Genomic DNA, 14355 nt, shown 5'->3' on the forward strand with positions numbered 1-14355 from the left:
CGAATATTTACGCCAGGCCTCGCTGCTTTCACGTTAGCCTAACCCCTTTCTTTACGGAAATAAAACCATGGAGCTTCCTCCAACTCCTGCCAGCCGGAACGTTGACTTAGGAATCAGGAGAAGGCGAAGCCCCAGGTTTTATTCATTACCGTATGATCTCAATTATTTAACTTGTGTTTCTGCTTGAGCTTGAGCGTCACTTAACACTTTGTCGATATCCGCACCCTTTAAATAATTTTGCATTTGGACGACAAGAATATCTTCAATCGCATACGTATGCATACCATAGTTCACTTTAGGAATTTGCTCTGTCCATTTGGCGAAATCAGCAATTACTTTTTGACCACCGAAGAATTCGTCAGCTTGTGTGTAGGCAGGTCCCGATGCCGCGGCTTTTAACGTACCGATTGCACCAATCTCCGTAACAAGCTTCTGATACAAATCAACGTCAGATCCAAATGTCTGTTTCAAGAAATCAGCCGCAGCTTCTTTTCCATCGACATTCATGACGTACCACGAGCTGCCGCCAAGGTTCGATGCATGAACGGATTTTGGGTTGTTTGTCAATTTAGGAAACGGTACGACAGCCCATTTGCCGGACTGCGATGCTTCTTTTTTAACCGAAGCCGTAATCCAGTTACCGGTTGGAATCGTAGCTACATCGCCACTGTTGAATGCGCCAACGAATTGGCTCCAATCCGATGTTGCCTTTACAATGTCCGCTTTCATGATTTCTTTATAGGTTTCAGCCGCTTCCTTCAAGGCCGCGTTGCCTGCCAAGTTAGGCGTTTTTCCATCTTCTTTTAAATACCACGAGCCAGCGGACTGGATCATCATGCGAATAAGCCCAAGATCGTTCGGATCTTGCGTTAGCAGTTGTTTGCCTGTTTTGGCTTTCACTGCTTTACCAATCTCAATCATCTTCTTCCAGTCGATATCCTGCAGATCCTCAACCTTGTATCCCGCTTGCTCTAAGTAATCTCTTCTTACATACAATCCTGCAACGCCGGAATCGAAAGGAACTCCGTATTGTTTGCCATTTAAACTTGTAGGTCCGATTTTGTAATCGGCGAAATCAGTCGGTTTAATTACACTTGTTAAATCAAAGAACGAATCCGGATAAGCTTGCAGGAAGCTTTGTGCACGATAATCTTCGATCAACACGATTGTCGGCAAGCTTTTTGTCGTGCCTGCATTCAATCCTGCGTTCAATTTCTGAATGATATCGGCTTGCGCGTTTTCCACAATGTTGAACTTCAAACCGGAATTGGGATTTTTCGCCTCGTAAGCTGCTTTAGCACGTTCCATAGCACCAATATTAAATACTTTATCCCACGCCCATACTGTAATTTCCTTTGCAGCTGCAGGCGTAGCTTCAGCGGTTTGTCCACCCGTTTTCGGCACGTTATTCCCTTTGCTCGCGCATGCCGTCAATAGTACTAAGCTGGCCAATAGAATGGCGAGTACCTTTTTCACAAAAATTCAGCCCCTTTTAAATTACTGTAAATTAGTTTTGAAAGCGTTTGCCCGCTAACAATAGTCATTATAACAATTCGTTAAAATGACCCGTTAGTAATATATTTGTGTGGATTTGTCATTCTATTGTTAGCTTTCTATTGGCTTTTTATGTAAATAGCAATTAATTTGTTTATTGGTATTTTTTTTAGGTATCAAGGAGCGGAAGCTTTATTTTCACTCTCGTTCCTTCGCCGATGTTACTCACAATGGTAACGCCGTACTCCTCTCCGTAAAGCAGTGCTATACGGTCATGTACATTTCGAATGCCAATACCTGAGAAAAAACGACTGCTGCTAACGGAGCTCTGCGGATTATTCCCATTATCAAAGCCTTTCATTCCAATACCGTTGTCGATGACCTCGCAGACCAGCGCATTTGCCTCGCGCGACACCAGGACATAAATATACCCTTCGTTCCTTTCATGAAAGGCATGAAAAAATGCATTTTCGATAAAAGGCTGGATGATGAGTTTGGGAACATGATAGGACATACAATCTTCGGCTGCAAAATAATCGACTTTGATCTGCTCACCGTAACGCACGTGATTAATAAATACATAATTTTTCAAATTAACTAGTTCTTGCTCCACGGTTATCGTTTCACTAATGTTGCTGACAGTATTCTGGAGAAGGGAGATAAGGGAGTTGATGGTCGCGGCGGCTTTCTCTTTATTGCCCTGCTGGACCAAAATTTTCACGGATGCCAGTGTATTGTATAGAAAATGCGGGTTAATCTGCATTTGCAGAGCGGATAGCTCCGCGTTGCGCTGGTCCTTCTGTGTCTGAATCAGCTTCTTTATATATTCGTTAAGCTCGTCCAGCATGTAATTGTAGGCATGTCCGAGTTCCTTGATTTCATAGCTGCCAGTAACCGTTATATAATTATCGAAATTATTTGCCGTAATGCCCGACATTTGTTTGGCTAGGAGGGTTAATGACTTTGTCAAACGTCTTGAAATCATAAATACAATAAGCAGAGCTGCGAATACGATAGCCATACAGATAAGAGCAACTCTTTTGACATCAACCATCTGGCTAAGCACCATTTGTTTATCAATGAGATTGACTAGATAAAAATCATACGTAGGAAGGTATACCGAAAGCACTAGACTGTTTTTCCCCATTACACTTACATCTTTGACATTTATTTTTTTTTGTTCAATTTCTTTGGCATAGCCAAGTAAATCAGGTGCCTCTTCGCCAATTAACTCATGGCGGTTACTTGATACGACGTTGCCCGAACGATCCAATATGATAACGTCGTTGCCATCGCTGGTGAAATTCGTGAAGAATCGCTTAAAGTCACTTTCTCGTATGGCAAAATAAAGAACACCATATGGATTGCCGCTCGTTCTCTCCATAAGTGCTCTAGAAGCGACAATCACCGGGTCAGCTTCAGACGTATTGGTTATGCTTTCTTTATCCAATTGATAGATAAGCCGCTTTGGCGTGGCCAAGGTATTGACGGTTAACATGCTGTTTCTCAGCTTTTCCAATGAGCTCGGCCAATAATAGCTATCCGTCGAGTGGCTTTTCTTATTCATGCCACTGATCGTAATTGTAACTGGGTAGGCGGCTACATTAGACTGAATCCGTTTCATCTGTTGGCTAGCCTCATACTGACTTCGCACCGTAGAAAGTGTGTCCATATCCGGATTCGTCAGAAACTCTTTTATCGTGCCGTTCTGCAGCACATTATTCGATGCCGTAACGATAGAATAATTAAACGATTCGAAATTCGCTTGGATCTGGCTAATGATTTTTGAGTTCGTAATACTGAACGTATTCATGAAGAGTTGCTCCGACATTTGAATCGTGACAACTGAAGTGAAGAGCGACACGGATATAATACTAACCACCGTGACGATAAACATTTTAATAAAAAGACCATGATATTTAAATTTGTCCAGAAGTCTCCTCATAACCTAGTTCCTTTTCTTGTTGAGATGAATTTTTTTGTATTGGCTCGGAGAGATGCCCGTTAATTTCTTGAATACTTTTGTAAAATAACTATGGTCCGAATAACCTACTTTTCCACTAATTTCGGATATGGATGCGAAATCCTGCTTCAGAAGATCCGCTGCCTTCTCGACTCTGATCTTGTTCAAATATTCGCTGAAACCTTCTTTATTATGCGATGTGAAATAACTCGACAAATAAGAAGGATTAAAATGAAAGTGCTTAGCTATTTCCGTTAGGCTGAGTGGCTCAGCGTAATGCTGATGGATATAATCAAGAAGCATCGTCATATTTGGATTTCCGCCCGTTGACCGCTTCGTTTTTATAACAGCGTTTGTTTCCTGAATAAATGTCTCAAGAAGCCTGACCGCTTCGCTGACATGCGACGCTTCGCCTATTGATTTGAAATAAGCATATTTTGCTTCTTCCAAATTCTTCATATCCAATTCCAAACGGCCAAGCACAATGGTTATATTAAAAATGATGTTCCCCAAAAAGGACTTGAACTCAAACACATCCGTTTGATAATGGTTTGACGCGGATTGCACGTACCTAAGCAACTCCTGAAAGGCCTCTTCGAACTGTTGTCGATTCATTTGTTCGGTAAAGCGAGTCATATTAAATTTCGCAACCTCTTCAGATTGCTTCGGCAGTTCCCCATATACAATTAAATTGTTGGAAGCAGGTAAAAAAAAGCGATAAGCGTTTATTTTCAGGAACCCATCCCTAAAGTTCTTGCCGAGCTGTCTCAAATCGCTAAATGCCTCACCGACCGTCCAACCAATCTCCGGCTGCTGCTTCCTTGTCCAAGCGGCAAGCTTCCGAACGATAAACGTGAAACGATCCCACTCGCTCTTGTCCATGTTTACCAGCACAACAACCATGTTAGGATCTGTGGGTACGGGAAAATAAACCGCATGTTCCAAGCCACTATCAAGCTCAGCAGCCATTTTCGCCATCCATTGTGAAGCGGTATGTTGATCCTCGCTCTTGCTCGGCAATTGCTTGAGATCAGCCCCCAGCAGGATGTAACTAGGATATGGAAAAGAAACATGGATATCTTTCAAATCGTCATCAACCTCATAACCGGAAATAAGCTTATCGATGACAAACTTGATGGACAAGCTGGCATCGTCATTCGATTCTTCCAGCTTTAAAGAGGGAATCTTGCGCGCTGTATGCTTCAATATGTCGAGCAGCTGCTCAGCTTCAAGCTTTGGTTTTAATATATAATCAGCAATCCCGCTTTGAAAGGTTGATCTAACATAATCAAACTCACCGAAACTGCTTAATATGATCACTTCAATTTCCGGGAACCGCGACTTTATCACACGAGTAAGCTCCGCTCCCCCCATCACAGGCATCACGATATCGGTAATAACGATATGCGGCTGCATGCGCTCTATTTGTTCAAGAGCTTCTTTGCCGTTCGAAGCCTCTCCTACGATCTGAAACCCCTCTTGTTCCCAGTGCAACAAGTGCTTGATACCCTGTCTGACTAAAATTTCATCATCTACAATAAGTACACGACAAGAACGAGCCATCCCTTTACCTCCACAATATATTTCTATTACCTTCTTCCAATCATTCGTAATAACTTCGAATCACGATATCTTGATCGTAGTTGCCGAACCCCCTGCCGAATAAGGTTAATCCACCTCGACCTCGAGCGGTGTCTTCTGCACTTATTCGCAATGTCCACTGCGTGCTATCCCATTGTATATCCTTAATCGTGACATCAGAAATTTGCTGACCATCTATAAATGTACCATTTGCAGTTATTCGAAGTACTTTCATTAATCCGTATTGATTAACGTCAGAATGCCACCAATCTGGTGACAATCTACCTCTCATTCGACCGAAATCTCCGGGACTCGTCCACATGCCCAGTAATTGATCATTGATTGTAAATCGGATGTCCGATGGCCAGTTTTCATTAATATGGGGAGCTTCGGAACCGATCTCCATGGAGATTTCAATTTCTTGTACGATTTGATCTTTGAAGAGATAGTTCGGAAATTTATATTCTACAAACCCTCGGGCAAACCACAAAATGCCTGCATGAACGCGTTCAGGATCCAAAAAATAGGTCGGATTATCGTAATAACCGATCATCTTTTCTGTTGTTGCAATGCCACACGTAGGGGAAGCTGCGAAATCCGTGTAATGGCCGACAGGCATAACAACCTCAACGAATTTTCTCTTCAACAAAGTAGAACGGGATAATTTTATTTGCAGGTACTCCGTTGACAACGAACAATACTTATAGGTCCCGCCATTAACCCTTTTCATTTTATAGCTTACAAGGCCTGCTCTCTGCAGTTTGGTAACGTGCGAACTGACAATTGCACTGCTTAGATAAAGCTCAGAAGCCAATTCTTTAATATGCATCTCTTTTGTATATAATAAATCAATAATCTGCAGCCGCACCTCACTCGCCAATGCTTCGTAGACCCGAAGCGATTCCGAATCCGTTGTTAAGTACATGATTACACACCCATTCTTGAATCAGTAATTTAGTTAATCCTATATTTTTCACATTTAACGCATTGAAAGTATTTATCTATTATGATAAATATTATATAGAATATCAACATTTATGATTTAATCATTTCATTAATTCATCTAGGGGGATTATACGCTATGTCCATGAAATCGACTATGCTTATTGATAAGAATTTCACCATTTCAGAAGTAGATCCAAGGCTCTATGGGTCATTCATCGAACACCTGGGACGTGCCGTATATGGCGGAATTTATGAGCCAAACCATCCAACGGCAGATGAGAACGGCTTCCGACGCGATGCTCTTGATGCTATTCGTGCACTGAATGTTCCAATCATTCGCTATCCAGGGGGAAATTTTGTATCCGGGTATAACTGGGAGGACGGTGTCGGTCCAAAGGCCGAGCGGAAGCGTCTATTGGAACTAGCGTGGTGGACAACAGAAACCAATGAGATGGGAACCAATGAATTCGCGGAGTGGGCTAAACTAGTCGGTTCAGAAGTCATGATGGCCGTTAATCTGGGTACCCGCGGCGTTGACGCGGCTAGAAATCTCGTCGAATATTGTAACCATCCTTCTGGTTCCTACTGGAGTGATCTGCGAATCTCACATGGTTATAAAGATCCGCATAATTTCAAAACGTGGTGCCTTGGGAATGAAATGGATGGCCCTTGGCAAATCGGAGCAAAAACGGCTGTCGAATACGGCAGATTAGCGAATGAAACGGCCAAAGTGATGCGGTGGGTTGACCCATCCATAGAGCTTGTGGCGTGCGGCAGTTCATCAAGTGGAATGAGTACATTCGCTGATTGGGAGGCTACCGTGCTCGATCTTACCTACGATCAAGTGGATTATTTATCTTTGCACACCTATTACAATAATAATGAGAATGATTCCTCTAATTTCTTGGCGAAATCGTTGGATATGGATCAATTCATTTACAGTGTAACAGCTATTTGCGATTACATGAAAGCGAAGAAACGGAGCAAGAAGAAGCTCATGCTTTCATTAGATGAGTGGAATGTTTGGAATTCCATCGGAACAAGCCGTGCAACTGAACGCTGGCAGGTTGCACCGCCGGAATTCGAAGATGTTTATACGTTGGAAGACGCTCTTGCCGTAGGCTGCTTCCTGATTACACTGCTGAAACATGCGGATCGTGTTAAAATGGCGTGCATCGCCCAATTGATTAATGTGATTGCACCGATTATGACTGAAAATGGCGGCCCTCTTTGGCTGCAAACCACTTATTATCCGTACCTTCATGCTTCTTTGTATGGTAGAGGAACGGTGCTTCACCCGATTATCTCGTCACCTAAATACGATTCAAAGGATTTCACCGATGTTCCGTATCTAGAAGCAATCAGTGTTTTCAATGAAGAGCAAGGTGAAGTTACGATCTTCGCTGTAAATCGTCATTTATCAGAGGGACTCGAGCTTACCGTTGACGTCCGCAGCTTCGGCGAAGTTAGCATTATCGAGCATGTCGTGTTGGAGAATGAAGATTTAAAAGCGACCAACACAAAAACGAAGCCGGACCATGTCGTCCCTCATAAAGGCGGTAGCGCCAAAGCCGACGACGGATATGTTAAGGCTGATCTCAGCAAAGCTTCATGGAACGTTATTCGACTGCAAATAAAAAACAAATAGCTATTAAAAAGGGGCGACGAATGATTACATTCGTTTTGCCCCTTTTTGTTCATATATCAGCGATCATTTTACTAACCGCGAGATGGTATTTGGAATATAATTCCTCTGAGCTCTCGAAATCTGCCTGTATTTAATCGGCTTTTCCGGCACCTCTATAATAAAGGGTAACCTCTCGATCACTCAAAACATATAAATTCACATCTTACAGAATAAGAAATAAAGGCTTTTCCCTTATAAAATGAACGGGAAGTCCGGGGAACTGTTCCCGCAGTCGTTCCGCCAATTCCTTCATGCCCGGCTCTTCGCTTTCCGCGTGACCCAATGCGATGAATGCCTTGTTCTTGCCTTGATGAACGGCGTCGCGAATATATTCCGGCGTTTCCCATTCAGGTCCTTCTCCGACGATAACCAAGTCGAGATTGTAATCTTTCAGCAAAGGGAGCGCCAAGGCTGCCCCCCCTCTGTAGCCTGCCAATAGTCCAATGCGGGTGCAAGGCATCTCTATTTCCCCCACTACGCGTACGAATGGTATTTGAAGCTTTTCCTTCAAATATTGCACCGTTCGTTCAAGGGTCATGCAAGGAATTTGCACAACTGTTGCAGCGGGCAGATGCTCTTCAACGTAGGGCGCCCAGCCCAGTGCGTTTATTAACCCCATCATAATACCATCCGTTTTGTAACGGTGAATATGATCGTGATAACGATAAATGGCGATTCCAGTACGATCAAGCAATTCGCGCTTTTCGTTGATAACCGGATCATCCTGCGCCCCCTTCATATCCTCCTGATGGCGGTAAAACGGCCCTTCGTGTGAAATGATCAAGTTGGCTCCTAAAGCCGCTGCCTGCTCAATCACAGCCTGCGTGGCCAAAAAAACAACGACAATTCCCGTTACTTCCGTTTGGGCCGATCCGACTCTCAATGAATCCACAGTGGGCTCGTTTACTGGAGCCTCCTCTAACAATCGATCAATAACCTGTCCAATTGTAATCGTCATCCTAACCGTCCCTTATATAAAGTGATTAGCAAAATATAGACGGGACTGTAGATAGACACCGGTGACCACGTCATCTCGTTTGTCCCGCCATCCATATTTTAATTTATGATGCGGCCGTACTCGTCAGGAATACCCGATTTGCGGAAGAAGTAAGTATTGATCTGGTCACGCCACTCCTTCGAATGTGCCGCTTGCTCTCGCAGTCGGCTCCTCACATCTTCGAAGCGCTCTGCATCTATTTCCCCCTCTATCGAACTCCAGATCTGGGCCAATTCCTCCACCTGAAGAACGCCGTCGAAGTGAGTATCGTAGATGTGCTGAATGACCGTCTTACCCGTCTTCAGTTTGTGCGTATATGGCACATGATGGAAAAAGAGAAGCAATTCATCAGGACATAACTCCCTTGACTCGTACCATTCCGAACGAGGCGCAAAGTATTGGGATGTGTACCCTGTTCCCGATTTGATGGTTCTATCTACGCCGATGCCATGGCAGTCGGCAAAATGGTACGTCCCCCATTTCGAATATTCGTAGCCGTCTACGTTTGGACCATAATGGTGACCCGGATTGACCATCCATCCAACGCCTAGAGGAGCTGTGTAATTTTCATAGATTCTCCACGATTGAAGAAGCATCTTCGACACACTGCGTACTACATCGGGGTCAGAACCGAATGTCATGTAAATCCATTCTTGCGTGATTTGCTCAGCTGATAGCTGCGGATTCCAAGCAAGCCTTCCAAAGCCATATAAATTGGCTTGTGCAAGCGTGTGTCCGGTCCAATTCGGGTTGTCTCCGATATTCGATACCGCCGCAATGCCCCCAAGCCGTCTCCCGAATAACTGACCGCTGGCCGCTTTCGCAATCGTACTTCCGTTCCCATGGGCAAACGTATCGAAATCGAGAACCTCTTTCCACTGGGGGATCAGGTAGCACAGATGTCTCTGCTGACCCGTGTACTCTTGCGTAATCTGCAGCTCCAGCACCTGATTCGTCGCGGGCATCGCTCCGAGAAGCGGAGAAACCGGTTCACGGACCTGGAAATCCATGGGGCCGTTCTTAATCTGCAGAATGACGTTATCGCGAAATTTCCCATCAAGTGGTGTAAAATGATCGAACGCCGCTCTCGCCCGGTCTGTCTTGCTATCGCGCCAATCCTGTTGACAATTGTATACGAAGCATCGCCAAATGACGATCCCACCGAAGGGCTGAAGCACTTCAGCAAACATATTCGCACCATCGGCATGGTCACGTCCATAGGTGAACGGCCCGGGTCTCCCCTCGGAATCTGCCTTTACCAGGAAGCCGCCAAAGTCCGGGATATCCCGGTAAATTCCCTCAACTTTCTCCTTCCACCACTGCCTGACGCTTTGGTCAAGCGGGTCTGCGCTGGTCAGTCCTCCAAGCTCTATCGGACTGGCGTAGTTGACGCTTAGGAACGTTGAGATTCCATAGCGCCGAAATACGCCGGCAACCCGAGCGACATCCGGCAGCAGCTTATCCGTAATCAGCAAGGATTCTACGGAGTGTACGTTCACGTTATTGATCGAAATGGCATTGATCCCCACCGATGCCAGTAAGCGGGCATAATCACGGATTCGCGACATGTCTCGAACAATCTCGTTATTTCGGTAGAATATGGACTTCCCCGCATAGCCTCGTTCAATCGAACCGTCCATATTATCCCATTGGTTTAGCATTCGCAATCCGTTCGCAGGTGTTTCCGTTATCGCAAGATCAGCCAAACTCTCGCCGCATTGCATCAGCCGCAGTAGATGGAAAACCGCGTACAAGGCTCCTTTTGCCGATTGGCCGGCAACCACAAGCCTTGATTGTCCATCTATCGATACGTTTCTGATCACGTAACTGTCCTCGGATCCATCCTGCCAACTTAACTTTGCATCAAGATCCTGTAACTGCCCGCGAACGCCGATCAGAATGCCGACGCTCCCATTGGAAGCCGTTGAACGGAGGGGCCTCACGCCAATCATGGCATCGAGACCATCCATTAACTCCGCGACCGCAGTCTGAAGCACCTCTGATAAAGAACCGGGCACGACAAGCTCCCGTGCCCACTCCCGATATTCCTCTACCCTCTTATCATCGTTTATCGGCGCATTGCGCAACCAGCAGGCATATGCGTTCGTGATGTGACTCATCGTGTTACCTCCGCTAGTTATGTTCATTCAGGTAAACGACCTCTCAAATCGGAACCAACCGAAATCGAAATGGCTTCCCGGCAAAAATAGGAAGGTTACTTTTTGGAGGCCTGTTATTTTTTCCAATTCAAATACCCGCTCTTCGTAACCATCGGACTGTGTAAACTCGATGAGTTGATTTCCCTCACCTTCCGGGCTAGCGAAATGAATATGAATGGTATTTTTATCAAGAAGCGATCGGCCATAGACGACAAGCTGCGTTGCCCCTAGACTTGTAAAATCCATTTGGTCGAATTCCAAGGAAACATTATTTCCTATCCCTTCAACGCTGGCTTCCGAAATCGTAAACGTATCACCATAAATGCGGTCGCATTCCGTGGCGTCATTTTTCTCGAAGGCTCTGTTCTGCTTTTGGAACGAAAAACCCTTGATATGAACCTTCTTCTGAAGGACGAAACAAATGGAAGTGATCCCGCAAAGACGCTTGGTTAACCGATAAGTTTCTTCTTGATACACATTCCACTTGGACGGTTTCTGATAGATGACATCCGCTAGGAGTACACTGCCCGCTTCATTCGGTATGCCTTCCCAAATTTGCAGGGAATATTCTTCACTGGACAAGGCGAAAATCGGAATCGTAATTAGATCGGACCCGTTCGTTCCGAAATCAATATCCCGGAACCCGACTTCAGTTTCACCGTCTCGGCTTGTAGCTACGCCTCTTTCGTTCCCGTTTCCAACTTCCCCTTTACTGTAATCAAAAAGGCTTGCAGAGATAAATCCATATGGATCTTTGTAAGCTGTGCCGAGTCCGACTGCTTTAAATTCCAGCTGGGAGATGAGCTTCGTCTTGTTCGTACCGTTCTTACTCACACAGCGAAGCCGGAAATCGCCATCGCCACACGCGGTGATTTTCGCTTCATGACCGAACGCTTCTACTTTCGCAAGGTTCGAGGCAATTCCCGCATCATTCACTACACTCCACTCGACCTCCTGATAGGAGGTATCTGATGGGTACAGATAGGCTTGCACCGTGATCTCTTTTCTTGCTTCGTCGAACATTTGTCCGGACGGGCTTACGATTTCAATCTTGCGTAAAGGGATTTCGTCTATGGTTCCTATGACCGGTGGCAGCTCTTGATTCTTGGTTTGGGCGGAAACCCCTTCTAAGGGAGTTTCATCCCTTACGGGAAGAGCCTCAAATTCCACCGTCTGACTCTCCAAACCAACGGAAGAAACCACAACCCGAATCTTGCCGGGCTGCAGGGTAGCCCCGATGATCGCCATAAGTTTGCCGCTGAATAACCTTCTGCTAATCCCTTTATACGGATCATAGTCCGTACTGTCGCCATTATCCAAACCAAGTAAACGGCCTGCCCCCATCACCTCAACACGAACCCGATTATTTGCATTCTCCACCGGATTGCCATCTGAATCTGCCATGAAGATTTCCAGGAAGATCAAGTCCGTGCCATCGGCCATCAGGCTCTCTTTATCCGGCAGCAGACAAATCTTCTTCGCATCCCTAAAGGACCTTCTTATATCCGTCGCAATTACACGGCCCGTATCATCATAGGCTATTGCTTTCAATTCCCCTGCTTCATAAGGAAGCTTCCACCAGCCTACCAGCTGAGTTCCATGCTCATGATTGATATCAAAAGTTCCCACGATAGCGCCACCCAATTGCAATTCGATTTTCGGCGCATTCGAGCACACTCGAACATCGATCAATTGGCCCGGATTAAAGTCCCAATAGGGAAAAATATGAACCATCGGATTCGTCCTGTAATCAGTCCATGCCGATTGGTAGATGTAATACGAATCTTTCTTGAATGTAGCTGTATCCATCTGTCCGAGATAGGAGTTCTTAGTATGATAAGGCGTCGGTTCCCCAATATAGTCGAAGCCGGTCCATATGAATTGCCCTAGAGAGAAAGGCGCATCTCGTTCAGCGATAATACAGGCCTCGACTGACTTGGCTCCCCAGCTCGTCGCACTATTTCCCAGAGCCGAGCACTGCTCGTCGTCATCGGCAAGAATGGACTTCTCGAACGGGAATCGATAAATGCCTCTGCTTTGAACGAGAGAGGCCGTTTCGCTGCCGTAAATGATCCAATCGGGATGCTCCTCATGGTGCCTATGGTAATATTTCTCGGCGTAGTTGTAGCCGGCCACCTTCACGATATCCGCACATTTTTGTGCGTTCTCCCAAGGCATATAATTGGAACCGATGGTCACTCGGCCGTTTTGCTTTGGATCGTATTTCAGCACTTCATCCCTAAGCATTCGAGTGATTTCTAGCCCTCTTGCATCTGCATGAGTGTCGTAAATCTCATTTCCTATACTCCACATCATCAGGCTCGGATGATTCCGATCCCGCTTGACCCAGCTTTTCACATCGACCTTTACCCAATCCTTAAAGAACCTCGCATAATCGTGTGGGGTTTTGGATCTTTCCCACATATCGAACGCTTCAGAGACGACCAGAAACCCCATCTCATCCGCTAGATCCATAAGTTCTACCGCCGGCATATTGTGAGCGGTTCGAATAGCGTTAACGCCCATTTCCTTCAAAATCGTTAGCCTTTTTCTCAAGGCTACTCTATTGAAGGCTGCTCCAAGCGCTCCCAAGTCGTGGTGCTCACAAACCCCGTTCAATTTCATTCTTGTGCCGTTCAAATAAAAACCCAGCTGAGGGTCAAGCTTGATCTCACGAAGCCCGAGATTCTGAGTGATGCTCTCTACGACTATGACATCCCGGACCTCTGCATCACGCTGCAATTGGGTGACAAGCTGATACAGATGCGGCTCAGCCGTGCTCCATACATGAGGGCGATCTATCGATAACTTTTGTCGATGAATAAAGCCGCCTGCAACAATCTTATCTGTCGCAATTGCAACAAGTTCACCCTTGTACAGGATCGTATGCGAGATTTGGGCGTCCTCCTGGAGGCTCAATTCCGTCTCGACTTCTACCTCCCAGCTGTCGTCGACCCTTTTTACGGCAGCATAAATGCCATCTGTTACAATGTGATTGCAGACTCGCGTCTTTAGCCACACGTTGCGGTAGATGCCGGCCCCCGAATACCACCGGCTATTCGGACTTTGGTGAACGACCTTCACCACGACTTCATTATCCCCGTCAATGATCGCATCCGTGATCTCATGTTCGAAGGAAGAATATCCGTACTTCCACTCTCCTATAAACTGCTGATTCACATATACGGATGAGTCCATATAGACCCCATCGAAGCATAATAAAATTTGCCGGTCCGCTTCTCGAGTCCATGTAAATCTTTTACGGTACCAGCCGATACTATTTTCATACAGATTCAAAGTATTGTAGATCAGCCAATCATGAGGGAGGTCTACCGGCTCAAATGTCAAACCGGCGCCATCCGTCACATCCAGGCTGCTCTTGGCAAATTCCCATCCACTATTAAACAGTGTCTTTTTATTCATCGTTTACTCCCGGCTCCAAGATATTTCATATATAAATGACTCGGGCTAACGCCACGAGTAATTTTCATATTATAAAATTCAGGACCTGCGACAATGTCTATTGTCG

The 14355-nt window shown here is 45.5% G+C and carries 8 protein-coding genes; 1 reads left to right on the forward strand and 7 read right to left on the reverse strand.

Features of this window, described 5'->3' with window-relative positions; translation table 11 throughout:
• Positions 1–162: 162 nt before the first annotated feature.
• From NYR53_RS23505 to NYR53_RS23520, 4 genes are all read right to left on the reverse strand, one after another.
• Positions 163–1476: an ABC transporter substrate-binding protein gene (locus NYR53_RS23505; protein WP_261301568.1), complete on the reverse strand. Its 1314-nt coding sequence runs from the start codon at positions 1474–1476 to the stop codon at positions 163–165.
• A 187-nt stretch (positions 1477–1663) separates the two neighbouring features.
• Entirely contained in the window at positions 1664–3439 is a 1776-nt protein-coding gene (locus tag NYR53_RS23510; RefSeq protein ID WP_261301569.1) for a cache domain-containing sensor histidine kinase, read from the reverse strand.
• A gap of 3 nt (positions 3440–3442) precedes the next feature.
• Positions 3443–5020: a response regulator transcription factor gene (locus NYR53_RS23515; protein ID WP_261301570.1), complete on the reverse strand. Its 1578-nt coding sequence runs from the start codon at positions 5018–5020 to the stop codon at positions 3443–3445.
• A 40-nt stretch (positions 5021–5060) separates the two neighbouring features.
• Positions 5061–5963: an ArsR/SmtB family transcription factor gene (locus NYR53_RS23520; protein ID WP_261301571.1), complete on the reverse strand. Its 903-nt coding sequence runs from the start codon at positions 5961–5963 to the stop codon at positions 5061–5063.
• A gap of 156 nt (positions 5964–6119) precedes the next feature.
• On the opposite strand from NYR53_RS23520, the gene arfA reads away from it, so the two are divergent.
• On the forward strand, positions 6120–7631 hold the full coding sequence (gene arfA, locus NYR53_RS23525) for an arabinosylfuranosidase ArfA (RefSeq protein ID WP_261301572.1): 1512 nt from the start codon (positions 6120–6122) through the stop codon (positions 7629–7631).
• A gap of 202 nt (positions 7632–7833) precedes the next feature.
• Here arfA and NYR53_RS23530 read toward each other — a convergent pair whose 3' ends face one another.
• From NYR53_RS23530 to NYR53_RS23540, 3 genes are all read right to left on the reverse strand, one after another.
• A complete protein-coding gene (locus tag NYR53_RS23530; protein ID WP_261301573.1) occupies positions 7834–8628 on the reverse strand; it encodes a Nif3-like dinuclear metal center hexameric protein in 795 nt (264 codons plus the stop codon).
• Between the two features lie 98 nt (positions 8629–8726).
• Positions 8727–10787 carry an alpha-glucuronidase family glycosyl hydrolase gene (locus NYR53_RS23535; protein WP_261301574.1) on the reverse strand — a complete coding sequence of 687 codons (2061 nt, stop codon included), beginning with the start codon at positions 10785–10787 and terminating at the stop codon, positions 8727–8729.
• A 27-nt stretch (positions 10788–10814) separates the two neighbouring features.
• On the reverse strand, positions 10815–14249 hold the full coding sequence (locus NYR53_RS23540; protein ID WP_261301575.1) for a glycoside hydrolase family 2 TIM barrel-domain containing protein: 3435 nt from the start codon (positions 14247–14249) through the stop codon (positions 10815–10817).
• Positions 14250–14355 lie beyond the last annotated feature (106 nt).

The sequence above is a fragment of the Paenibacillus andongensis genome (assembly GCF_025369935.1).
Taxonomy (GTDB): Bacteria; Bacillota; Bacilli; order Paenibacillales; family NBRC-103111; genus Paenibacillus_E; species Paenibacillus_E andongensis.